The 22632-nt window shown below is 67.4% G+C and carries 20 protein-coding genes and 1 tRNA gene; 15 read left to right on the top strand and 6 right to left on the bottom strand.

Features of this window, described 5'->3' with window-relative positions; translation table 11 throughout:
• Positions 1–7: 7 nt before the first annotated feature.
• The 4 genes from metG (at position 8) to QF206_RS11255 (ending at position 4149) form a co-directional block, all read left to right on the top strand.
• Positions 8–1582 (top strand): methionine--tRNA ligase, encoded by a 1575-nt coding sequence (metG, locus tag QF206_RS11270; RefSeq protein WP_281489337.1) that lies wholly within the window; start codon positions 8–10, stop codon positions 1580–1582.
• Complete coding sequence (locus QF206_RS11265; RefSeq protein ID WP_281489336.1) at positions 1582–2520, top strand: TatD family hydrolase; 939 nt, start codon at positions 1582–1584, stop codon at positions 2518–2520. Before metG ends, QF206_RS11265 begins: the two co-directional genes overlap by 1 nt.
• The gene (gene rsmA / locus QF206_RS11260) at positions 2517–3365 is read left to right on the top strand and encodes a 16S rRNA (adenine(1518)-N(6)/adenine(1519)-N(6))-dimethyltransferase RsmA (protein ID WP_281489335.1); all 849 of its coding nucleotides are present in this window, start codon (positions 2517–2519) and stop codon (positions 3363–3365) included. The genes QF206_RS11265 and rsmA overlap by 4 nt, the downstream gene beginning before the upstream one ends.
• 205 nt (positions 3366–3570) lie before the next feature.
• Positions 3571–4149: a DUF4287 domain-containing protein gene (locus tag QF206_RS11255; protein ID WP_281489334.1), complete on the top strand. Its 579-nt coding sequence runs from the start codon at positions 3571–3573 to the stop codon at positions 4147–4149.
• An 81-nt stretch (positions 4150–4230) separates the two neighbouring features.
• Here the strand turns inward: QF206_RS11255 and QF206_RS11250 are convergent, their stop codons facing one another.
• Positions 4231–5184: an LLM class F420-dependent oxidoreductase gene (locus QF206_RS11250; RefSeq protein ID WP_281489333.1), complete on the bottom strand. Its 954-nt coding sequence runs from the start codon at positions 5182–5184 to the stop codon at positions 4231–4233.
• Positions 5177–5380: a hypothetical protein gene (locus QF206_RS11245; RefSeq protein WP_281489332.1), complete on the bottom strand. Its 204-nt coding sequence runs from the start codon at positions 5378–5380 to the stop codon at positions 5177–5179. The genes QF206_RS11250 and QF206_RS11245 overlap by 8 nt, the downstream gene beginning before the upstream one ends.
• A 44-nt stretch (positions 5381–5424) precedes the next feature.
• On the opposite strand from QF206_RS11245, the gene QF206_RS11240 reads away from it, so the two are divergent.
• Positions 5425–6363 carry a 4-(cytidine 5'-diphospho)-2-C-methyl-D-erythritol kinase gene (locus tag QF206_RS11240; protein ID WP_281489331.1) on the top strand — a complete coding sequence of 313 codons (939 nt, stop codon included), beginning with the start codon at positions 5425–5427 and terminating at the stop codon, positions 6361–6363.
• Between the two features lie 164 nt (positions 6364–6527).
• Here the strand turns inward: QF206_RS11240 and QF206_RS11235 are convergent, their stop codons facing one another.
• A complete protein-coding gene (locus QF206_RS11235) occupies positions 6528–7127 on the bottom strand; it encodes a hypothetical protein (RefSeq protein WP_281489330.1) in 600 nt (199 codons plus the stop codon).
• 567 nt (positions 7128–7694) lie between these two features.
• Here QF206_RS11235 and QF206_RS11230 point away from each other — a divergent pair.
• Complete coding sequence (locus tag QF206_RS11230; protein WP_422785392.1) at positions 7695–9503, top strand: ABC-F family ATP-binding cassette domain-containing protein; 1809 nt, start codon at positions 7695–7697, stop codon at positions 9501–9503.
• 78 nt (positions 9504–9581) lie between these two features.
• Here QF206_RS11230 and QF206_RS11225 read toward each other — a convergent pair whose 3' ends face one another.
• Both QF206_RS11225 and QF206_RS11220 read right to left on the bottom strand, forming a co-directional pair.
• On the bottom strand, positions 9582–10319 hold the full coding sequence (locus QF206_RS11225; RefSeq protein WP_281489328.1) for a VIT1/CCC1 transporter family protein: 738 nt from the start codon (positions 10317–10319) through the stop codon (positions 9582–9584).
• Positions 10320–10426: 107 nt separating this feature from the next.
• The gene (locus QF206_RS11220) at positions 10427–10924 is read right to left on the bottom strand and encodes a MarR family winged helix-turn-helix transcriptional regulator (protein WP_281489327.1); all 498 of its coding nucleotides are present in this window, start codon (positions 10922–10924) and stop codon (positions 10427–10429) included.
• Positions 10925–11081: 157 nt separating this feature from the next.
• Here QF206_RS11220 and QF206_RS11215 point away from each other — a divergent pair.
• The 7 genes from QF206_RS11215 (at position 11082) to QF206_RS11185 (ending at position 18619) form a co-directional block, all read left to right on the top strand.
• Positions 11082–11153: transfer RNA gene (locus QF206_RS11215), tRNA-Gln, on the top strand.
• A 649-nt stretch (positions 11154–11802) separates the two neighbouring features.
• Positions 11803–14208, top strand: a complete 2406-nt coding sequence (locus QF206_RS11210; RefSeq protein WP_281489326.1) for a nitric-oxide reductase large subunit — start codon at positions 11803–11805, stop codon at positions 14206–14208.
• Positions 14205–14843: a hypothetical protein gene (locus tag QF206_RS11205; protein ID WP_281489325.1), complete on the top strand. Its 639-nt coding sequence runs from the start codon at positions 14205–14207 to the stop codon at positions 14841–14843. The genes QF206_RS11210 and QF206_RS11205 overlap by 4 nt, the downstream gene beginning before the upstream one ends.
• Complete coding sequence (locus tag QF206_RS11200; protein ID WP_281489324.1) at positions 14833–15660, top strand: SPFH domain-containing protein; 828 nt, start codon at positions 14833–14835, stop codon at positions 15658–15660. Before QF206_RS11205 ends, QF206_RS11200 begins: the two co-directional genes overlap by 11 nt.
• Positions 15650–15952 (top strand): hypothetical protein, encoded by a 303-nt coding sequence (locus tag QF206_RS11195; protein WP_281489323.1) that lies wholly within the window; start codon positions 15650–15652, stop codon positions 15950–15952. Before QF206_RS11200 ends, QF206_RS11195 begins: the two co-directional genes overlap by 11 nt.
• Before the next feature lie 217 nt (positions 15953–16169).
• Positions 16170–17603: a bifunctional UDP-N-acetylglucosamine diphosphorylase/glucosamine-1-phosphate N-acetyltransferase GlmU gene (gene glmU / locus QF206_RS11190; protein WP_281489322.1), complete on the top strand. Its 1434-nt coding sequence runs from the start codon at positions 16170–16172 to the stop codon at positions 17601–17603.
• 38 nt (positions 17604–17641) lie between these two features.
• Positions 17642–18619: a ribose-phosphate diphosphokinase gene (locus QF206_RS11185; RefSeq protein WP_281489321.1), complete on the top strand. Its 978-nt coding sequence runs from the start codon at positions 17642–17644 to the stop codon at positions 18617–18619.
• Between the two features lie 238 nt (positions 18620–18857).
• Here QF206_RS11185 and gndA read toward each other — a convergent pair whose 3' ends face one another.
• The gene (gene gndA / locus QF206_RS11180) at positions 18858–20321 is read right to left on the bottom strand and encodes an NADP-dependent phosphogluconate dehydrogenase (RefSeq protein ID WP_281489320.1); all 1464 of its coding nucleotides are present in this window, start codon (positions 20319–20321) and stop codon (positions 18858–18860) included.
• A 239-nt stretch (positions 20322–20560) separates the two neighbouring features.
• On the opposite strand from gndA, the gene QF206_RS11175 reads away from it, so the two are divergent.
• The gene (locus tag QF206_RS11175) at positions 20561–21085 is read left to right on the top strand and encodes a gluconokinase (RefSeq protein WP_281489319.1); all 525 of its coding nucleotides are present in this window, start codon (positions 20561–20563) and stop codon (positions 21083–21085) included.
• 136 nt (positions 21086–21221) lie between these two features.
• Complete coding sequence (locus QF206_RS11170) at positions 21222–22622, top strand: GntP family permease (RefSeq protein ID WP_281489318.1); 1401 nt, start codon at positions 21222–21224, stop codon at positions 22620–22622.
• Positions 22623–22632 lie beyond the last annotated feature (10 nt).

Here is a 22632-nt window from a genome sequence, read left to right as displayed (position 1 = left end):
GGGGGGCATGTCTTCTGGCGAGTCCTTCTACATCGCGACGCCGATCTTCTATGTGAACGACGTGCCCCACATCGGGCACGCGTACACCGAGGTCGCCGCTGATGTGCTTGCCCGCTGGCACCGGCAGCGGGGCGACGACACCTGGCTGCTGACCGGCACCGACGAGCACGGCCAGAAGATCCTGCGCACCGCCGTGGCCAACAACACCACCCCGAAGGCGTGGGCCGATGAGCTCGTCGAGAGCGCGTGGAAGCCGCTGCTGAAGACCATCGACATCGCGAACGACGACTTCATCCGCACCACGGAGGAGCGGCACGAAGAGGGCGTCAAGCGCTTCATGCAGAAGCTCTACGATGACGGCTTCATCTACCAGGGCGAGTTCGAGGGCCACTACTGCGTCGGCTGCGAGGAGTACAAGCAGCCCAGCGACCTGATCGAGGGCACCGGCGAGTACGCGGGGCAGCAGGTGTGCGCCATCCACTCGAAGCCCGTCGAGGTGCTGAAGGAGACCAACTACTTCTTCCGCATGAGCGACTTCGAGAAGCCGCTCCTCGACCTCTACGAGCAGCGACCTGATTTCGTGCAGCCGGAGAGCGTGCGCAATGAGATCGTGCAGTTCGTGAAGCAGGGCCTGCGCGACCTGTCGATCTCGCGCGCGAGCTTCGACTGGGGCATCCAGGTTCCCTGGGACGACAAGCACGTCGTCTACGTGTGGTTCGACGCGCTGCTCAACTACATCACGGCGATCGGGTACGGCGTCGACGACGAGCAGTTCGAGCGGCGCTGGCCGGCCGTGCAGCTCATCGGCAAGGACATCGCGCGGTTCCACGCGGTCATCTGGCCCGCGATGCTCATGGCGGCCGGACTGCCGGTGCCTCAGCGCGTGTTCGGCCACGGCTGGCTGCTGGTCGGCGGCGAGAAGATGTCGAAGTCGAAGCTCACCGGCATCGCCCCGCAGCAGATCACCGACACGTTCGGCTCAGATGCCTTCCGCTACTACTTCATGCGCGCCATCCACTTCGGGCAAGACGGCTCGTTCAGCTGGGAAGACCTCGCCGCCCGCTATCAGGCAGAGCTCGCCAACGGCTTCGGCAACCTGGCCTCCCGCGTCATCGCGATGGTCGGCCGATACTTCGACGGCAAGGTGCCCGCCATCGGCGAGCGCACCCCGGCCGACGATGAGATCCGTCGTATCGCCCAGGAGGCGACGGATGCCGCCGACAAGGCGATCGATCAGTTCATGATCCACGAGGCGCTCGCCGAGATCTGGAAGCTCGTGGATGCGCTCAATGGCTACATCACCGAGCAGGAGCCCTGGGTGCTCGCGAAGAACGAGGAGACCCGCGACCGCCTCGCGACCGTGCTCGCCACTGCGGTGCACGGGCTCGGCGCGCTCGCCGTGCTGCTGTCGCCCGTGATTCCCAACGCGACCCAGAAGCTGTGGTCGGCGCTCGGCGGCGAGGGCGAGGTGCGCGAGGTGCGCATCACCGACGCGCCGCTGTGGTTCGGCAGCGGCACGATCACCCCGCTCGAGGGCACGCTCTTCCCGCGCATCGAGCACGAGGCATCCGGAGCCGCCTGATGGGGCCGAGCAACGTCGAGGGTCGGCAGATCGAGGAGAGCGCCGGCGCGCGCGCCGCGAAGTACGGTCACTTCCCGCCCATGCCCGAACCGCTCACGGTCGGCGTGTACGACAACCACACGCATCTCGATCCCGAGGTGGGCACCACGCAGCCAGGGCCCGACGGCGAACCGCCGCTCGACTACCTCGAGCAGTTGGACCGCGCGTCGGCTGTCGGCGTGAGGGGCGTCGTGCAGGTCGGCACCGATGTCGAGACCTCGCGGTGGAGCGCCGAGGTCGCAGCCCGGGAGCCGCGGGTGCTGGCAGCGGTCGCGATTCACCCGAACGCGACGCCCGAGCTCGAGACGGGGCGCAAGCTCGACGAGCACATCGAGCAGATCTACGAACTCGCCGGGATGCCGCGCGTGCGCGCCGTCGGCGAGACCGGGCTCGACTACTTCCGCACCGGCGAAGACGGTCGCGACGCGCAGCGCCGATCGTTCGAGCAGCACATCGACATCGCGAAGCAGCGGGGGATCGCCCTCCAGATCCATGACCGCGACGCGCACCGCGACATCGTCGACGTGCTGAAGCGCGTGGGCGCGCCCGAGCGGGTCGTGCTGCACTGCTTCAGTGGAGACGCGGAGTTCGCGCAACTGTGCGTCGACCAGGGCTGGTACCTGTCGTTCGCCGGCACTGTGACGTTCAAGAACGCCCAGAATCTGCGTGACGCGCTCGAGATCACGCCGCGCAGCCGAGTGCTCATCGAGACGGATGCGCCGTACCTCACGCCCATGCCGCACCGCGGCAAGCTCAACGGCCCCTACTTGCTCCCGCACACGCTGCGGTTCATGGCCGACTTCCTCGGCACCGACGCGTCGATGCTCGCAGCACAGATCGCGTCGAACACCGAGCTCGTCTACGGCAGCTGGAGCGACGAACCGGTGCAGGCCCGGTGACCCTGCTCGGCCCCGCTGAGATCCGCGATCTCGCCGACCTGCTCGGCCTGCAGCCGACGAAGAAGCTCGGGCAGAACTTCGTGCACGACGCGAACACGGTGCGGCGCATCGTCAACGCCGCCGGGGTCGCTGCCGGCGAAACGGTGGTCGAGATCGGGCCGGGCCTCGGCTCGCTCACGCTCGGGTTGCTCGAGGCCGGGGCATCCGTCGTCGCTGTGGAGATCGACCCGCGACTCGCTGAGCAGTTGCCGATCACCGTCGGGCAGCTCGCGCCGGGGGAACAGGGGGACGATCGGCTCACCGTCATCAATGCCGACGCGATGCGCGTCACCGCCCTGCCCGGCGAACCCAGTGCGCTCGTCGCCAATCTGCCCTACAACATCTCGGTGCCCGTGCTGCTGCACTTCCTCGAGCACTTCCCTTCGCTCGAGCGCGGTCTCGTGATGGTGCAGGCGGAGGTCGGCTACCGCATCGCCGCCGAGCCGGGTTCGAAGGTGTTCGGAGCGCCCAGCCTCAAGGCCGCCTGGTACGGAAAGTGGAAGACCGCAGGGCTCGTGAGTCGGCACGTGTTCTGGCCGGTGCCGAATGTCGACTCGGTGCTCGTCGGATTCGAACGGCACACGCCTCCGGGCACCGAGGCCGAGCGGCTGGAGACGTTCGCCCTGGTGGATGCCGCGTTCCAACAGCGCCGCAAGATGCTCCGCCAATCGCTGTCGGGCGTGCTGGGGTCGGCCGCCGCGGCGTCTGCCCGGTTGGAGGCGGCCGGGCTTGCGCCGACGTCGCGGGGTGAGGAGCTCGGCATCCGCGAGTTCCTGGCGATCGTTCGCGCGGGAGACGCGGCCTGATTCGGTCGGCCGTTCGGTTGCGCTCACTCGATCTCCGATGAGTGGATGACTGACTGACTGACTGACTGACTGACTGACTGACTGACTGGCTGGCTGGCTGGCTGGCTGGCTGGCTGACTGACTGGCTGACTGACTGACTCGGAGCGCGCGGAACGCGAAGTGCGGCAGAGCGCCGCCGCGGATGCCGCGGTGCCACACTTGGGGCATGGCTGTCGTGAACGACCACACCAAAGGCGTCGGCGACGACGCGATGCACAAGGCCACTGGGCGGCATCCGGATGAGTGGTTCAGCGACCTCGATGCGGCCGGCGCCACGAACTGGACCCATTCCGAGATCGCTCGCTGGCTCGTGGACCATCACGGCGTCGACGGCTGGTGGTCGCAGAGCATCACCGTGCGGTACGAGCAGGCTCGCGGCATGCGCCTGCCCGGACAGCAGGGCGACGGCACGTTCTCTGTGAGCAAGAGCAAGACCGTGCCGGGGGATGCCGAGACCGTGCTCGCTGCGGCGGTCGAAGTGTTCGGGGTGCTGTACGGAGGGCCGCCGGCATCCACGAATCCGACGGCGAACTACCCGACAGCCAGGTGGAAGCTCGACGGCGGTGAGTCAGTGCTGGTGCGGCTCGCGCCGAAGCCGGCAGACAAGGCATCTGCAGGTACGACGTCCGCCGACAAGACCGCTGTGACGCTCACCCACTCGGGCATCGTCTCGGCCGAGCACCTCGAGACGGCCAAACCGGCGCTGGAGTCGGGGCTGGAGCGCTTGCTCGATCGGCTGTCGTAGCGCCTGGGGCCCGCCTGTCGCCCAGAGAAAGTGGGGCTCGGCGAGTGCAGGTCAGTGGTCGCGTGCAGCGAGGCTCGCCGTTCAAGGCCCGAGCTGCGGCGCGAGGGCCTCGAGAGCGGCTAGCGCCGACGCCGGCTCGCTGCGCATCGGCAGCGGCTGGACCGCTACGTGGTCGGCGCCGGCGTCGAAGTGCTTTCGAAGCCTTGCAGCGACGGATGCTGGATCTCCCTGCAGCGCGAGGGCATCCACGATCTCGTCTGTTCCGCCGTGTTCGAGTGACCGCTCGTCGAACCCCGTGCGCACGAGGTTCGCGCGGTAGTTGTCGAGAGCGAGGTAGCGCTCGACAGCGGGTCGGGCGATGGATCGCGCGCCTTCGGCATCCGCCGAGATGACGATCTTGTGCTCGGGCGCGAGCAGGGGTCCTGCCCCGAGCTGCTGGCGGGCGAACCGTGTGTGCTCCGGCGTGGTGAAGTACGGGTGCGCGCCTGCTGACCGCTCACCGGCCAGACGCAGCATGCGAGGGCCGAGTGCCGCGAGCATCCGCCGGTGCTTCGGGATGCCGAGCTCATCGAGCCGGTCGAGGTAGGCGACGATCGCTTGGTACGGCGTGTGGTACTCGCCAGTGGTCTCCGGGTGGCCCGCCCCGATGCCGAGTACGAAGCGGCCGGGGAATCTCGTTTCGATCCGTTGGAACGATTCGGCGACCCGCTCGGCCGGTGAGCTCCAGATGTTGACGACGCCGGTCGCGATCGTCAGGCGCTCGGTGGCCTCGAGTGCGCGTTCGACGTCTTCGAGCCCAGCGCCCGGTGAGCCCCCGATCCACAGAGTGCCGAAGCCGAGCTCCTCGAGACCGCGGACGAACTCGGGCGGGGTGTCGGCGTGCGATGTGCGCCATACGCCCCACCTGCCCAGCGGAACCGGAGTCGTCGCTGTGCTCTCGGAGTGGGTGCGGGCATCGCGGTGCGGCGGTGCGACATCCGCGCCGCCGCTGTTCGTCGCGTCGGTCAGGGCGGCACCATCTTCGGCTTCACGCATTCGTCGTCTCCTTCGTCGATCGAGGCGGTCGATGCGCCAGCGTGCGACAGCCGCCCGAGATGGCGCCGAGCCCGCTTCGCTGCAGCCGGACCGCGAGCACCATCGAAGCCACTGTGTCACGTCCGACCGCTTCGGCACGAGGCGCAAGGCCGGGCTCGGCGATGGCGGGGAGGTCACCCGCGGTGGCCGTCGGCATCCGTGGGTGGCGAGGTGGGTGGGGCGCTCGGCTAGGTTTGAACCATGTCGCACCGCGCTGCCGCCAAGACCAAGGTGCATGTGCGGGCCCCGGGCAAGATCAACGTGTTCCTCAAGGTCGGCCGGCTGCAGGACGACGGGTACCACGATGTCGCGAGCGCGTATCAGGCCGTCTCGCTCTTCGAAGACGTGCGCGCCTACCAGGCCGACGACTTCTCGGTGAGCGTCACAGGGAGCGTCGACCTCGACGGTGTCCCGACGGACGAGACCAACATCGCCGTCCAGGCTGCGAAGCTGCTCGCCCGTGAGACGGGGCATCAAGGCGGAGTGCATCTCGAGATCGAGAAGCATGTGCCGGCTGCGGGCGGCATGGGCGGGGGATCGGCGGATGCCGCGGCTGCACTGCTTGCGTGCGACCACCTCTGGGGCACGGCGCTGCCTCGCGAGCGCATGCTCGAACTCGCTGCAGAACTCGGCGCCGACGTGCCGTTCGCGCTCACGGGAGGCACTGCGATCGGTACCGGCCGGGGCGACAAGCTCAGCCCGGCGCTCGCCCAGGGCCACTCGCATTGGGTGCTCGTGCTTCCCGACTCAGGGTTGTCGACGCCCGAGGTCTACCACGAGCTCGACCGCCACCGGCAGCGCAACGGCTCGACGCTGCTGCCGGTGACCGACAGGCCCGAGGTCGACCCGAAGGTGCTGCAAGCGCTGAGAGCCGGCGATCCCCACATGCTCGCCGAATCGATGCACAACGACCTCCAGGCAGCCGCGTTGCAGCTTGAGCCTGCACTGATCGACATCCTCGAACTGGGTGAGGCGAACGGCGCACTCACCGGCATCGTCTCGGGATCGGGGCCGACCATCGCATTCCTGGCGGCGGACGTCGACAGCGCCCTCGACCTGCAGGTCGCCCTCAGCGCCGCACGCCTCGACGTCGTGCGCGTGTCGGGCCCCGTGCACGGCGCCCGCGTGCTCGCCGAGTAGCCCCCGCATCCGCCCGGCAGCCACCCCGGCTCCGCCCGGCAGCCGCCCAGCCTCCGCCGAGCCCCCGCATCCGCCGAGCCAGGAACAATTCGCCGAGACTACGCAAATGACCACTGGCCCGGCCGCCGAATGGTGATTTGCGTAGTATCGGCGCGGCCGCGGTACTACTCGACGACGCGACGTCCAGCGAGGCGGCGGCGGATGCGGTCGATTGTCTGTCGCGGCGACCCACGAAGGTCGTCCGCGCTGACATAGATCACGCTCCAGCCTTCATCCTCGATGCGTTCGCGCCGTCCGATGTCCCGTCGGAACTGGGCACGCTCGCGATGCAGATCGCTCTGGTACTCGATGCCAACCTTCCACTCGGCGAAGGCGAGGTCGATCATGGCGACGAAGACGCCGCGCCCATCGCGGAGCACGTAGTTCGGCACGGGTTCAGGCAGGCCCGCTCGTACGATGAGCAGCCGCAGCTCGGTCTCTTTCGGTGAGAGTGATCCATAACGGATCAGCGGCAGCGCTTGTCGCAGTTTGCGGATGCCGCGGCGCCCGGTGCGAGAACTGACAGCCCGCGAAAGCTGCTCATATGAGGCGAGGGGCGTCACCCCGTCGTACGGTTCTGTTCCCGTGATGAGGAAGTCGCCGGCCGCCACCAGTTCATCGACCGTGAGCAGGCCAGCCAAGTCGCACCAGGAAGCCACCGGTGCCGTGACGCGCACGCCGGCGATCTCGACGAGCACAGCGTCGTCGAGGTGGTGCCCAATCACGCCGGCCGCTCGTGGGTATCCCGAGGTAGTCGGTGCCGCGACGTGAAGCCGGTTGTCGCGCTCCCACCGAGCAGGTAGCGGCATCCCATGGAGGCGCGCGGCGGTTGTGTGGCTCAAGAACTGAGATGGCGGCATCCGTGCCGCATACGCCTGTGCCTGGGTGACAACGGTGACGTCAAGCGAGCGCGGGATTCGTGCGCCGTGGAAAGGCCGGTGCAAGTCCGCGGCGCGAAGACGGCTGTCGGTGACTCCGGCATCCGTCGCCTGCCGCCTTGAGAACGGGCCGTGGCGCAGTGGCGAGGGTAACGGGGTCGGGGCAGGCATCCGCCGATCATCCGCCGTCACATGGTTGCATCGACCCGGCTGTCCACAGGCTCGGCCCGCGAGACTACGCAAATGACGGCTTGGGCCACGTCGAGATGGTCATTTGCGCAGTCTCAACGCGTGCACGGGGCCCGGATGCGCGAACGCACTCGGCGAACGGCCACCCGCGCTCGACTAGCCTCGAGGATCGTGGCTCACCTCCTTGGCGCTGAAGCGCTCCATCTCGAATTCCCGACCCGAGTCGTGTTCGATTCGGTCACGATCGGGCTCAACGAGGGTGACCGCATCGGCGTCGTCGGGCGCAACGGCGACGGCAAGTCGACGCTGTTGAAACTGCTGGCGGGTCGCATCGAACCGGATGCCGGGCGCGTCACGGTGCGCGGCGGCATCCGCATCGGCATGCTCGACCAGTCCGACACCCTCGACCCGCACCTCACCGTCGGCGAGGCCATCGTCGGCGATCTCGCGGACCACGAATGGGCCGGCGATCCGCGCGCTCGCGACGTCATCTCCGGCCTCGCCAGCGACATCGATTGGGGCGCTCGGGTCGGTGACCTCTCTGGAGGCCAGCAGCGCCGAGTCGCGCTCGCAGCGCTGCTCATCGGGGATTGGGACGTGCTCTTCCTCGACGAGCCCACCAACCACCTCGACGTCGAGGGCATCGCCTGGCTCGCCGACCACGTCAACCGCCGCTGGCCCGCGAATCAGGGAGCGCTCGTGGTCGTCACGCACGACCGATGGTTCCTCGATGCGGTCTCGACCGACACGTGGGAGGTGCACGACCGCATCATCGAACCCTTCGAGGGCGGGTACGCGGCGTACGTGCTGCAGCGTGTCGAGCGCGACCGGCAGGCCGCGGCATCCGAAGCACGTCGTCAGAATCTCATGCGCAAGGAGCTCGCCTGGCTGCGTCGCGGAGCACCCGCTCGCACGAGCAAGCCGAAGTTCCGCATCGACGCGGCCAACGCTCTCATCGCCAACGAACCACCGCCGCGCGACACTGTCTCGCTGCAGTCCATGGCCATGCAGCGCCTGGGCAAAGACGTCGTCGACGTGCTCGACGCGGGCGTGCGCTACGGAGACCGCGAGGTGCTGCGCGACATCACCTGGCGCATCGCACCGGGGGAGCGCACGGGAATCCTCGGGGTGAACGGCGCCGGCAAGTCGACGCTGCTCGGGCTCATCGACGGCTCGATCGAACCGACGAGCGGCCGTGTCAAGCACGGCAAGACCGTGAAGATCGCGACGCTCGACCAGCGCCTGGCGGAGCTCGCCGAAGTGCAGCACGATCCGGTGCGCACGGTCATCGGCCGGCTGCGCACCAGCTACGTCGCCGGGGGCAAGGAGCTGACGCCCGGGCAACTTCTTGAAAGGCTCGGGTTCTCGAGCGCGCAACTGAGCACCCCTGTCAAGGACCTCAGCGGCGGTCAGAAGCGCCGGCTACAGCTCTTGCTGATTCTGCTCGACGAGCCGAACGTGCTCATCCTCGACGAGCCGACCAACGACCTCGACACCGACATGCTCGCGGCCATGGAAGACCTGCTCGACGGGTTCCCCGGAACCCTCATCGTCGTCAGCCACGACCGCTACCTGCTCGAGCGAGTCACCGATCAGCAGTACGGTATCTTCGACGGCACGCTCCGCCACCTGCCGGGCGGGGTCGACGAGTACCTGGCGATTCGGGCCGGGCGACCCGCTGGCGGCTCGTCACCACGGCCGACGTCAAGCGCACAGGAGCGAGTGGATGCCGGGGGTGCGCGCACTGCCTCCGCCGCACCCGCGAGTGCAGCGCCTGCCTCAGCCGCAGCATCCTCCTCCCCGGCGCTCAGCGGCGCCGAGCGTCGCAACGCGGAGAAGGAGGTTTCTGCGATCGACCGCAAGCTGACGAAGCTCAACGCTGAACTCGAACGGCTGCATGCCGAATTCGCCGCGCATGACCACAGCGACTACTCGGGCCTCGGCCGGCTGCAGCAGGAGCAGCAGCAACTCGAGCAGCAGATCGAAGAGCTCGAGATGCGCTGGCTGGAGCTCTCGGAGTCGCTCGAGGCGTAGCGGCTCGAGGCGTAGCGGCTCGAGGCGCGGGTCGCCGCGACTGAAGCAGACCGAGCGCGGGCCAGTGCGAGCTGACCGCTAGCCGACGGCCACGCCGAAGAGCAGACCGATCAGGTAGGTGGCCGCCATGGTCGCCGACCCCATGAGCACATTCCGCATGATCGCGGGCAGCACTGGAGCGCCGCCGAGGCGGGCACTGATCAGCCCGGTGAGCAGCAGGCCGATCACGACCGCTGCTGCAGTGGCGATGATCGGGCTGCCGATGGGCAGCAGGATCATCACGAACGGGATCAGTGCGCCGATCGTGAATGCGAGGAACGACGACAGCGCAGCGACCCAGGGGTTGGTGAACTCCTCGGGGTCGATGCCGAGCTCGACTTCGGCGTGCGCGGCCAGAGCGTCATGGGCTGTGAGCTCTTCGGCTACCTGCTGCGCGAGCTCAGCCGAGAGGCCTCGTTGCCGGTACAAGCCGGCGAGCTCCGCCAACTCCTCCTCCGGCATCTCCTTCAGCTCGCGGATCTCCTTGGCGATGAGCGCCTTCTCCGTATCGCGCTGGGTGCTCACCGAGACGTACTCGCCGCCCGCCATCGAGAACGCTCCTGCGGCGACGGCAGCGATGCCGGCAGTCGCGATGGCGGCCACGTTTCCCGGTGCCGCAGCGGCGACACCGACGACCACGCCGGCGACCGACACGATGCCGTCGTTCGCGCCGAGCACCCCGGCGCGCAACCAGTTGAGGCGCTGGCCGACGGCCTGGTCGTGCGGTTCATGGAGGTGGGCGATGGCCGCCTCGACCTCTTGGTCGTCGTCACCCATGAGCATTCCACCTTTCTTGCGATCGCCAGTTGTGCCTGCCTCGGATGCCGGAAGCGACTCGCGCGGTGTCGATGCATCCGCGTCCGAGGCCACGCGCCAGGGCTGTATCAGTCATCGTCGAAGTCGAGGCTCAGCTTACGAAGCAGGCCGGCGAGGCGTTCCTGCTCTGCGGGTGAGAGTGCTTCGAGCAGTTGGCGCTCAGATACCATGAGGGCGCTGATCGCGGCATCCACGCGCTCCCGTCCTCGCGCGGTCATCTGCACCAGCACGCCGCGCCCGTCGCGCGGGTCGTGGTGACGTTCGACCAGGCCCCGCGCCACCAATCGGTCGATGCGGTTCGTCATGGTGCCGCTCGACACGAGCGTCTGCAGCAGCAAGGCTTTCGGGCTCAACTGGTAGGGCGCGCCTGCACGGCGGAGGGCCGAGAGCACATCGAATTCCCACAGCTCCAGCTCGGAATCGGAGAAGGCGGTCTTACGCGCCCGGTCGAGGTGCCGAGCGAGGCGCCCGACGCGGCTGAGCACCTGCAGCGGCGAGAAGTCGAGATCCGGGCGCTCCCGATCCCACGCGTCGACGATCCGATCGACCTCGTCGTGAGCTGGCATCCCCCCATTATCGTGGTCGCGCGCATTGTGCCGCCTGTTCCTTGGGTGCAGGCTCGCGGCCTTCTCGCGCGGTGCCATTCCCGCACTCGAGCGATCGGCGCAATCGCACAGCGCAGCCAGCCTGATCTGGCAGACTTGACTGGCGCGTTTCGCGCGGTCCGCCTTGGTGTAACGGCAGCACGACAGCCTTTGGAGCTGTTAGGTCCAGGTTCGAATCCTGGGGGCGGAGCCGACCGACCGAGCCGAAGTAGACGGCTCGCAACCGAGTGCGTCTTCGGGTAATTGAAGATGGTCTCGTGGCCCAGGCGGTATCTGGCGCGGCGTCCGCTTCTCGCAGGTCAAGCCGTTGGGCGTGCAACCAGACGCCTTGCGCGCCGTTGGCGATGATGGTGACGGATGCCACGGGCAACGCTGCCTTCGCAAGCCGATGGCTGCAACCCCCGCAGCCACCCCCACCGGTCCCGTGACGACCGGCGCCCACATCCATTTGTTGCCAACACTAGCTTCGTAATGCTCGAAGTAGATCTCGGCTGCGGTCACCAGTGCACCGGCGGCCGTGAGCGCTGAGAGGCTGCGTTCGAACCGTCGCGTCTCGACGTTGCGGAACATCCGGTCGAGGCCGTATGCCGGACTCTGTCCGGCGCGGTTCATGCGCTCGGGGCCTCGATCGCGTGCCACTCTCATCGCAGCGATCGGCTCGTAACGCTTGATCTGAAAACCACCTCCATGGCGCTCGGCCGTGAGTGCACCACGGAACAATAGGCGCGCGGTTTCAGTTCGATGCTTCCGTCTGCAGAGTGTTTGACGTTACGATGCCGCCATCGGGTGGTGATCGTCCGATCCCCGCTTCGTCTGTTCGTCCTGCGGGGGAGCGCCGAATGTCCGAAACGGTTGCGAGGAACGGCCGAGGCCGCGCCGAGATGATCATCTCGAAAGGTTGGATCCAGGGCGTGGCCCTGGTCATGATCTTCGGATTCTTCGTCATGGGCCTACTGGCCTATCGCACGTACACCGATTCGATGCCGCTGCCGAGCGAGGTGGTCTCCACCGACGGCGAAGTCGTATACACGGGTGAGGATGTCACCGCCGGGCAGCAGATCTTCCTCAGGCGCGGCCTGCAGCAATACGGCTCGGTGATGGGTCACGGCGGATACCTCGGGCCTGACTACACCGCCGAGTATCTGCGGTTGGCGTCCGAGAGTATTCGGGAACAGCTTGTGAACCGCGGCGATGCGGACCCGACTCAGGCCGTGATCGACCTGCAACGCGTCAACCGTTACAACGCCGACACGAAGGTGCTTGAGTACACGCCTGAACAGGCGCAGGCTTTCGAAGAGCTCTCTGCCCACTATGCCGAGTTCTTCGGGGATCCCACCACGGCCAACGGCCTGCTGCCGTCGATGATCACCGACCCGACAGAGATCCACCAGTTGACCGCCTTCTTCGCGTGGACGGCGTGGGCCTCAGCGGCGGAACGCCCTGGGCACGACTATTCGTACACGAACAACTGGCCGCCGGAGCCGCGGGTCGGCAACGCACCCACTGCCGACATCCTGGTGTGGTCGGGATTGTCGCTGACGGCGCTCCTGGTCGGACTCGGCGGCCTCTTCGCGCTCTACGGACGCTGGAGCCGCAAGCTCGGTTGGGGGCAAGGCGGCGAGGCGCCCGCGCTGGTCTTTCGGCAGCCGGAGGAGGTCGAGATCACGCCGGCGCAGCGTGCGACCGCGTGGTTCTTCTTCATCGTGGCGGGACTCTTCCTCGCACAAGTGCTGCTGGGCGCTGCGATCGAGCACTACCGAGCCGAGATCACGAGTTTCTTCGGCATCGATCTCGCTCAGGTCTTGCCGTTCAACCTCGCGCGCACCTGGCACGTCCAATTGTCACTGCTGTGGACGGCTACCTCGTTCCTCGCCGCGGGCATCTTCCTGGCGCCGATCATCTCAGGCAGAGAGCCCAAACGGCAGAATGTGCTCGTCTACGTCTTGCTGGGCGCGCTCGTTGTCGTGGTGGTCGGCTCGCTGCTCAGCGAAGCGGTCAGCATCTACGGTGCCGACTGGGCCAAGGGATCAATCGTCTTCGACCAGCAGTGGGAATACCTTGATCTGCCTTTCCTGTGGCAGATCTTGCTCACCGCGGGACTGATCGTCTGGATCCTCATCATCTACCGGGGGCTTCGCGCACGATTGAAGACCGAGAGCCGCGTCAGCATGCCGTGGCTGTTCCTGTACGCGGGGCTCGCGATCCCCGGCTTCTACGCGGTCGGGCTGCTCGCCCGTACGGAGTCGCACCTGACCGTCGCGGAGTTCTGGCGCTTCTGGGTCGTGCACCTCTGGGTCGAGGACTTCCTCGAACTGTTCACTACCGTCATGGTGGCGTACATCTTCGTGATGCTCGGCGTCGTCAGGCGCAAGATCGCCATCCAGATCATCTTCCTCGACGTCATCCTCTACTCTGCCGGCGGCGTCATCGGCACGATGCACCACCTCTACTTCTCCGGGACCCCGGTGGAGCACATGGCCCTCGGCGCATTCTTCTCCGCGATCGAGGTGGTGCCGCTGACCTTCCTGACGGTTGAGGCCTGGTCGTTCCTGCAGTTGGGCTCGCGACAACAGGCGCGCAGAAGTGGGCCGTTCCCGCACCGATGGGCGGTGATGTTCCTGGTCGCGGTCGGCTTCTGGAACTTCGTCGGTGCCGGCGTGTTCGGATTCCTCATCAACCTCCCGATCGTCAGCTACTACCAGATCGGCACCGCCCTGACCGCCAACCACGCCCACGGCGCCATGATGGGCGTCTACGGCATGCTCGGCGTGGGGTTGTCGCTGTTCGCCCTGCGGTACCTGATCCCGGCCACCCGCTGGTCGGATCGAGCCGCGAAGCTCTCGTTCTGGTCGCTGAACATCGGCTTGGCGTGGATGGTGTTCGCCACGCTGCTGCCGCTCGGTGTGATGCAGTTGTGGCACTCGGTGAACGAGGGCTATTACGAGGCGCGCACCTTGGGCTACATCCTCCAGCCCGGCAATGCCGTGCTGGAATGGCTGCGCATGCCCGGTGACGTGCTCATCATCGTTGGCGGTGTACTGCCGTTCCTCTGGCTGGCGTACAAAGGCGTTCGCTACACGATCAAGGCGACCACGCACGAGATCCCGGTCGAGACGCTGTACGTCGAGGAGCATCCCGAAGCGGAGGAAGACCGCACCGGCCTGCCCGCCACGAGCGAGGGCTCGCGCTATCGCTCCGACCGACTCCGCGACCGGGGGCCCGATGACCCACGAGGCGTGCCATGACCATCGGCGTCGGAGCGTGCCTGGCAGCCGGGTACGGCATGGCGCTGCTGCTCGCGGGCTATGGCATCGACCTGCTCGCCCGACGCGCTACGGCGGCGCTCGAAGGTCGCGGGCGCGGCGGATTCGTGTACCACGCCGACCACGACGCATGGCTCTGCCCGGAGGACCAATGGCTCTGGCCGAAGTCCTACGACCCCGAGAACCGGGTGATGCGATACCGGGGCACCCCGGCGGTGTGCAACTCATGCCCGGTGAAGGACGCCTGCACCGCGTCGGACGACGGCCGAGAGATGGTCAGAGCGGTAGACGCATGGCCGGCCACCGAGACTGCGCGCTTCTATCGCGGCATCGCCTGCGCGATCGCGACGATGGGCGTCATCTGGCCTGCGGCCACCACGTTCGCCGCCGAGAGCGCGGCGGAAGTGCTAGTGCTTCTGGGGGTCGCCGCTGCGATCGGGCTGGGGAGCCTGCCTCTGTGGTCACACCTACGGCGCAGTCCGGCGCTCTTCCCCGAGCACGTTCCACAGCGCTCGCTCGATGAGTCGCTTGCTGACCGGCAGTTGGTCATCACCGCCGTCAACAGCCGCCGTCCCAAGTACGGCTCCGACACCCGACGAGGCCCCGATGGGAACTGAACCGATCATCGTCATCGTCAGCGTCGTGGTGGTGCTGCTGCTGGTACTGCTGCTGGCCTCGCTGCGCATCCTCAAGGAGTATGAGCGCGGCGTCGCGTTCCGTTTGGGTCGCCTGCGCCAACCGCTGCAACCCGGAGTGCGCATCGTGATGCCGGGGCTGGACAAGCTCGTGCGGGTCGACCTTCGCGTCGTGACGCTGACAATCCCGCCGCAGGAGGTCATCACCCGTGACAACGTGCCGGCTCGAGTGAACGCTGTCGTGCTGTTCCGGGTGACCGACCCTGTGTTGTCCGTGATGGCCGTCGAGAACCACGCCGTCGCGACGTCACAGATCGCACAGACCACGCTGCGGTCGGTCGTCGGCCGGGCAGACCTGGACACCCTGCTCGCTCACCGCGCGGATCTCAACGAGGACCTCACTGCATCCATCGACTCGCAGACCGCACCCTGGGGGGTGAAGGTCGCGGTAGTCGAGATCAAGGATGTCGAGATCCCCGAACTCATGCAGCGGGCGATGGCGCGCGAAGCAGAGGCCGAGCGCGAGCGCCGTGCGAAGGTGATCAGCGCGCGAGGGGAACTGCAGGCGTCCGTTGAACTCCGTGACGCGGCCCGGACCCTCAGCGAGGCACCGGCCTCACTGCAGCTTCGGTACCTGCAGACGCTCCTTGAGCTCGGCGCCGATCAGAACTCGACTGTGGTGTTCCCCATCCCGATGGACATCATCGGGCCGTTCCTCGAATCGATGCGTGATCGAAGCCAGCACACTGCCCAAGTTCCCCACCCGTCCCAAACCAAGGCGAGCAGCGATGAGCGATGACACTGCCCTCCCGCCGGGCCGACCGATCCGACTGGCGCCCCTGCCCCCGGGTCTCTGGGGGCTCCTTCTCGGAGCGGGAGTCGCCCTGCTGGCTCCGCTCATGGGATTCCTGATCGGGTCGATCATCGGCCCCGGCGATACCCAGGCCGCAATCAATCCGATGTTCCTCGCCCTGTTCGCCGGCATCGTCATCGGCGCAGGCGGTGCCATCTGGGCGCTCGTGAGCGCGCTTCGTTTGATCCGACACGTGCGTCGGACGCCGCCGACTCCTGCCAGACCGAGCAGCCACTGATAGCACGAAGCGCGTGCAGGCGCGATCGTGATAGCGCGAGAACAGCACACCCCTCCAGAGCCCGGCTCGGAGCGGCCGCAGAACGACTCACGTTAACCTGGGGATAGCCTTGCTCAGGCGAATCGGGCGCCGTCGTCAGCAGCGATGGCGCCGGTTCCGGATCGCCCGCCGAGCACCAGTCGGCGACCCTGACTCCAACGCCACCCACGGAGACCCCATGACAGACAGCAACCTGGCCATCATCGTTCTCGCCGCGGGGCAGGGCACACGCATGAAGTCCGCGCGGCCGAAGGTGCTGCATCCGATCGCCGGGGTGCCGCTGCTCGGGCACGTGCTCGCGACGGCGTGGGCGCTCGAGCCGGCGCATGTGCTGGCAGTCGTGCGCCACGAGCGCGATGCGGTCGCCGGGGCAATCGAAGAGCTCGCGCCCGGAACGACGATCGTCGACCAGGACGAGCTGCCGGGCACCGGGCGAGCTGTCGAGCAGGCCGTCGAGGCGCTCCCCGCCGACTTCGACGGAGATGTCGTGGTCGTCAGCGGTGATGTGCCGCTGCTCGACGCCGAGACGCTCACGGAGCTCATCCGCACGCACAGGGAGGCGTCGGCGTCCGCCACCGTGCTCTCAGCGATCCTCGATGACGCCACCGGCTATGGGCGCGTCATCCGCGGCGATGATGGCGCCCTCGACCGCATTGTGGAGCAGAAGGATGCCGCGGCCGACGAGCTCGTGATCACCGAGGTCAACTCGGGCACCTACGTCTTCGGCTGCGGAGCGCTGCGTCGCGTGCTGCCCGGAATCGGCACCGACAACGCGCAGGGCGAGAAGTACCTCACAGACGCCATCGGACTGCTGCGCCGCGAGGGCGGCGCGGTCGCGGCCGTGCCCGTGGCCGAGCCATGGATCGTCGGGGGAGTCAACGACCGCGTGCAACTCGGCGAGGCGGCGCTGCGGCTGAACCAGCTGATCGTGCGCGGATGGCAGCGCGCCGGAGTCACGGTGCACGACCCAGCCACCACGTGGATCGACCTCAAGGCCCGCCTTGCCGAAGATGTCGAACTGCTGCCGGGCACGCAGATCAAGGGGGCGACCGTCGTCGAGCGAGGAGCTCAGATTGGCCCCGACACCACGCTCGTGGACTGCGAGGTGGGCGCGGATGCCGTCATCAAGCGCACCGACGCGACGCTCGCCGTGATCGGCGCGGGCGCGTCGGTCGGCCCGTTCGCCTATCTGCGGCCGGGCACTGAACTCGGGGAGCACGGCAAGATCGGCACCTTCGTCGAGACCAAGAACTCGAAGATCGGCGTCGGCAGCAAGATTCCGCACCTGAGCTACGTGGGCGATACCGAGGTCGGCGTGCAGTCGAACCTCGGCGCGGGCACGATCACCGCGAACTATAACGGCGTCGAGAAGCAGCGCACCGTCGTCGGTTCGCACGTGCGCACGGGGTCGCACAACGTGTTCGTCGCCCCCGTTAGAATCGGTGACGGAGCGTATACGGGAGCGGGAACCGTGGTGCGAAAAGACGTCGCGCCAGGGGAGCTTGCGATCAACGTTGCTCCGCAACGGAACATGGCCGGCTGGGTCGAGGCCAACCGGGCGGGCACCGCGGCTGCCGCAGCCGCGGCTGCGGCGCGGTCTGACGACAGCTAGCTGCAACGCCGGAGGCGCACCGGCAGAAAGCGGGATACGTGTCCGGCATCAAGGTCAGCGGAGAGAAGCGGCTGGTTCTGGTCAGCGGTCGAGCCCACCCCGAGCTCGCTGAAGACATCGCCCGCGAATTGGGCTCCGAACTGGTTCCTACCGACACCCGCACCTTCGCCAATGGCGAGATCTACGCTCGCTTCGATGAGAGCGTGCGAGGCTGCGACGCCTTTGTCATCCAGTCGCACAGCTCGCCGATCAACGAGTGGCTCATGGAGCAGCTCATCATGGTCGACGCCCTCAAGCGCGCCTCGGCGAAGCGCATCACCGTGGTCGCCCCCAGCTACCCCTATTCGAGGCAGGACAAGAAGGGTCGCGGCCGTGAGCCGATCTCGGCCCGCCTCGTCGCCGACCTCTTCAAGGCCGCCGGCGCCGACCGCATCATGAGCGTCGACCTGCACGCCGCGCAGATCCAGGGCTTCTTCGACGGCCCGGTCGATCACCTCTTCGCCATGCCGGTGCTGCTCGATCACTTCAAGAAGAAGCTCGACCCTGAAACGCTGACCGTCGTATCGCCCGATATGGGGCGCGTGCGCGTGGCCGATATGTGGAGCGACAAGCTCGGCGCGCCGCTCGCCATCATCCACAAGCGCCGCGACCCGATGGTGGCGAACCAGGTGTCGGTGCACGAGATCGTGGGCGACGTCTCCGGGCGCGTCTGCCTGCTCGTCGACGACATGATCGACACGGGCCGCACCATCGTCAAGGCGGCCGAGGCGTTGAAGAAGAATGGCGCGCTCGGCGTCGTGGTGGCGTGCACCCACGCCATCTTCAGCGACCCCGCCAGCGAGATCCTGCAGAGCGACTTCATCGACGAGGTCGTCGTCACCGACACGCTGCCGTTGCCCGAGCACAAGCGCTGGGATCGCCTCACCGTGCTCTCGATCGCCCCGCTCATCGCTCGCGCCATCCGCGAGGTGTTCGAGGACGGCTCGGTCACCTCGCTCTTCGACGGCGCGGCCTGAGGCCGGAGTCCGGCTCGCGAGCGCCGGACCCGCCCAGACCCTCAAGATCACGTAACCGTCGACTGACGCAGCGCTCGAACTGAGCGGATGTCGGTGCCCACCGTCGGAATCCCGGCATCCCGGCCTCCCTGCAGCCGCTCAGTCGTAGCGCCGCGTCTGCTTGGCCGTATCGGCATCCAGTGCGCAGACGACGAAGGGGCCCCGCCAAGGGCCCCTCGGTCGATCGTCGCGGTGCGGCTCAGTGCGAGCCGGTCTCCTCGACCTCGCTCCGGTCACCCGACCACAGCGTGTGGAAGGTGCCGTCGCGGTCGACGCGCTTGTAGGTGTGAGCGCCGAAGAAGTCGCGCTGCCCCTGCACGAGGGCTGCGGGCAGCCGTTCGGCGCGCAACCCGTCGTAGTAGGCGAGCGACGACGAGAAGGCGGGCGTCGGCACGCCGGCGGCAACCGCGTGGATGACGACGCGCCGCCAGGCTTCCTGCGTGCGAGACACCGCCTCGGCGAAGTACGGCGCCGCGACGAGCACCTCGAGGTCGGGATGCTCGGCATACGATTCGGCGATCCGGTTCAGGAACTGCGCGCGGATGATGCAGCCCGCGCGCCAGATCTTCGCGATGTCGCCCTTCTTGATGTCCCAGCCGTATTCCTCGGCACCGGCGATGATCGCGTCGAAGCCCTGCGAGTAGGCGATGATCTTCGAGGCGTACAGCGCCTGACGCACGTCTTCGATGAAGGCGTCGCGGTCGGAGCTCGAGACCGCCGGCGGCGCGCTCGGGCCGGGCAGGTCGGATGCCGCGGCGCGCTGCCGGGGGTGGGCCGAGAGGCTGCGGGCGAACACTGCTTCCGCGATGCCGGAGACCGGCACACCGAGGTCGAGCGAGGTCTGCACCGTCCAGACTCCCGTGCCCTTCGACCCCGCCTGGTCGAGCACGATGTCGATGAAGGGCTTGCCGGTCGCGGCGTCGACCTGACGCAGCACCTCGGCGGTGATCTCGATGAGGTAGCTCTCGAGTTCGCCCTTGTTCCACTCCTCGAAGACGCCGGCGATCTCCGCCGGAGTCATTCCCGCCGCCTTGCGGAGGAGGTCATACGCCTCGGCGATGAGTTGCATGTCGGCGTACTCGATGCCGTTGTGGATCATCTTGACGAAGTGACCGGCGCCGTCGGTGCCCACGTGGGTCACGCACGGCTCGCCCTCGGCGACAGCGGCGATCGACTTGAGGATCGGCCCGAGGGTGTGCCACGCCTCCTCGGAGCCTCCCGGCATGATCGAGGGCCCGTTCAGGGCGCCCTCTTCTCCGCCCGAGATCCCCGCGCCCACGAAGTTGATGCCGGTCTCGCGCACGGCCTTCTCACGTCGGATGGTGTCGGTGAACAGGGCGTTGCCGCCGTCGACGATGATGTCGCCGGGCTCGAAGACCTCGACCAGCTGGTCGATCACGGCATCCGTCGCCTTGCCCGCCTTGACCATGATGATCGCGGTTCTCGGCGTCGAGAGCGACTGCGCGAACTCCTCGATGGTCTTTGCTGCGATGAAGCCGGCTTCCGGGTGGGCCTCGACGACCTCCTCGGTGCGCGACCAGGTGCGGTTGTAGACGGCGACCTTGTTGCCTTCGCGGCTCGCGAGGTTGCGGGCGAGGTTCGACCCCATGACGGCCAGGCCGACAACGCCGATGTTCGCCTTGGCTTCGGAGGCAGTTGACACGTGGGCTCCTTGAAAGAGGGTGGAAGTGGGGGATGACCGCTCTCCAGGCTACTGGTTCGCGTCGCATCGAGACGGTGCCGCGACAGGTCAGGAGGCCGTCGGTGGAGGTCTCAAGGGGTCGCCCCGATGTAGGCGTACGCACTGCTCTTGAGGACACGCTAAAGTCTGATATTTGAGTTGTTCACCTCGCATACATCAGACGTATTGTCGCGTGTGAGTCGAGAAATCCGGAGAGACGAATGGTCGATCAGTCCACATCGGAGCCGCTGGCGCTCGTGGTCATGGGCGTGCAGGGTAGTGGCAAGTCGACGATCGGTCGTCTGCTGGCGGAGCGGCTCGGTGCGGCCTTCATCGACGGAGACGATCTGCACACTCCGGCTGCCAAGGCGAAGATGGCGTCCGGCGCGCCCCTCGACGACGACGACCGCCGGCCGTGGCTGCAGCTGATCGCGGCCAAGATGGCCGAGTCCGTCGAGGCGGGCGCTCCTATCGTCGTCGCATGCTCGGCCCTGAAACGCAGCTATCGCGACCTCATGCGCGGGCGCGTGCCCTCTCTGGGCTTCGCTCACCTCGACGGCGATAAGCACCTCATCGCGCAGCGCCTGACGCAGCGCGATCACGAGTACATGCCTCCCACCCTGCTCGACTCGCAGTTCCAGACGCTCGAGCCGCTCGGCGACGACGAGAGCGGAACGACCATCTCGCTGGTGCGCAGCCCCGACGAGATCGTCGACGCACTCGCCGAATCCTTCGGCGGCCGCTGACGCCGAACCCGCTCGCACCGCGTTCGGGAGCGCCGTTACGCGCGCCAGAAGCCGACCAGCAGCACCGGACGACACCGAGCCCACTGACCACATCCGACAACCCACCACCTGAACAACCTGCACACGAAGGACGACGATGACCGATCTGGAGATGAACTGGGTGCTCGAAGCGCCCGCGCTATTGGGGATCGCCGCAGCTGGCATAGCGCTCCTGCTGCTGGTGATCATGAAGTTCAAGATCCACGCGTTCCTGGCGCTGATCATCGTGAGCCTGCTCACGGCGGTTGCAACCGGCATCCCTGTGACGAGCATCGTCTCGACCCTCACAGGCGGTTTCGGCGGCACGCTCGGTTCAGTGGCGCTGCTGGTCGGTCTCGGCGCGATGCTCGGACGGATGCTGGAGACCAGCGGCGGCGCGCAAGTGCTCACCGACGCGCTGATCGCCCGCTTCGGTGAGAAGCGTGCGCCCCTGGCGCTCTCGATCGCCTCGCTCATGTTCGGGTTCCCGATCTTCTTCGACGCGGGTCTCGTCGTCATGCTGCCGATCATCTTCTCGGTGGCGCGCCGCTTGGGCGGATCGTTCCTCGGCTATGCGTTCCCCGCCGCGGTCGCCTTCTCGGTGATGCACATCTTCGTGCCGCCGCACCCCGGGCCTGTCGCCGCCACCGGACTGCTCGGTGCGGATGTCGGCCTGGTGCTCGTGCTCGGCCTCCTGGTCGCGCTGCCCTCGTGGTACTTCGTCGGTCACCTCTTCGGCCGCTGGGTCGGACGTCGCTACCAGATTCCGGTGCCCTCGCTGCTACGCGGCTCGAACGGTGACTTCGCCGAGTTCGCCTCGAAGCCCTCACTCGGCACCGTCGTGTTCCTGCTGCTCCTTCCGCTCGGGCTCATCTTCCTCAACACCGGACTGAACATGCTCGCGACCGCGGGAGTGGTCTCTCTCGAAGACACCTGGGTGCAGGTGCTCCGGCTGATCGGCGAGACCCCGGTCGCGCTGCTCATCACCGTCGTCTTCAGCATGTGGCTGCTGGGCTGGAAGAAGCGCAAGGGCTCGCGTCTCATCGAGACGGTCGTCGACAGCGCCCTGGGTCCCGTGTGCTCGATCATCCTCATCACCGGTGCCGGTGGCATGTACGGTGGCGTCCTCCGGGCGAGCGGCATCGGCGGAGCGATCGCCGACTCGCTCGACGCCGTGGGTCTGCCCGTCATCGTCGCCGGGTTCGTGATCGCCGCTGTGGTGCGCGTCGCCCAGGGGTCAGCGACCGTCGCGCTGACCACTGCCGCAGCCCTCGTGCAGCCGGTGGTCATGGGCAACCCCGACTTCAACGCCGTGGAGCTCGCCGCCATCGTGCTCTCACTCGCCGCCGGCTCGGTGTTCGCGGGGCACGTGAACGACTCGGGATTCTGGCTCGTCAGCCGCTTCTTCGAGATGGACACCAAGACCACTCTGAAGACGTGGACCGTCGGCCAGGCGTTGATCGGCGTCATCGGCTTCGTGCTGTCGTTCGCCATCTACCTGATCGCCTCGACCTTCTAAGGAGCGCGAC

The sequence above is a fragment of the Ruicaihuangia caeni genome, assembly GCF_029952955.1.
In the GTDB taxonomy this organism is placed as follows: Bacteria; Actinomycetota; Actinomycetes; order Actinomycetales; family Microbacteriaceae; genus Ruicaihuangia; species Ruicaihuangia caeni.
This window is presented reverse-complemented; position numbering and strand designations above follow the sequence as displayed.

Coding starts and splice junctions, on each gene's coding strand:
- QF206_RS11170 (WP_281489318.1), top strand. CDS start 21,222: ATGACCGATCTGGAGATGAACTGGGTGCTCGAAGCGCCCGCGCTATTG.
- QF206_RS11250 (WP_281489333.1), bottom strand. CDS start 5,184: ATGCGTGAAGCCGAAGATGGTGCCGCCCTGACCGACGCGACGAACAGC.
- QF206_RS11175 (WP_281489319.1), top strand. CDS start 20,561: ATGGTCGATCAGTCCACATCGGAGCCGCTGGCGCTCGTGGTCATGGGC.
- QF206_RS11205 (WP_281489325.1), top strand. CDS start 14,205: ATGACCATCGGCGTCGGAGCGTGCCTGGCAGCCGGGTACGGCATGGCG.
- metG (WP_281489337.1), top strand. CDS start 8: ATGTCTTCTGGCGAGTCCTTCTACATCGCGACGCCGATCTTCTATGTG.
- QF206_RS11200 (WP_281489324.1), top strand. CDS start 14,833: ATGGGAACTGAACCGATCATCGTCATCGTCAGCGTCGTGGTGGTGCTG.
- QF206_RS11210 (WP_281489326.1), top strand. CDS start 11,803: ATGTCCGAAACGGTTGCGAGGAACGGCCGAGGCCGCGCCGAGATGATC.
- QF206_RS11245 (WP_281489332.1), bottom strand. CDS start 5,380: ATGCCGACGGCCACCGCGGGTGACCTCCCCGCCATCGCCGAGCCCGGC.
- QF206_RS11195 (WP_281489323.1), top strand. CDS start 15,650: ATGAGCGATGACACTGCCCTCCCGCCGGGCCGACCGATCCGACTGGCG.
- QF206_RS11240 (WP_281489331.1), top strand. CDS start 5,425: ATGTCGCACCGCGCTGCCGCCAAGACCAAGGTGCATGTGCGGGCCCCG.
- QF206_RS11225 (WP_281489328.1), bottom strand. CDS start 10,319: ATGGGTGACGACGACCAAGAGGTCGAGGCGGCCATCGCCCACCTCCAT.
- QF206_RS11255 (WP_281489334.1), top strand. CDS start 3,571: ATGGCTGTCGTGAACGACCACACCAAAGGCGTCGGCGACGACGCGATG.
- glmU (WP_281489322.1), top strand. CDS start 16,170: ATGACAGACAGCAACCTGGCCATCATCGTTCTCGCCGCGGGGCAGGGC.
- QF206_RS11265 (WP_281489336.1), top strand. CDS start 1,582: ATGGGGCCGAGCAACGTCGAGGGTCGGCAGATCGAGGAGAGCGCCGGC.
- QF206_RS11220 (WP_281489327.1), bottom strand. CDS start 10,924: ATGCCAGCTCACGACGAGGTCGATCGGATCGTCGACGCGTGGGATCGG.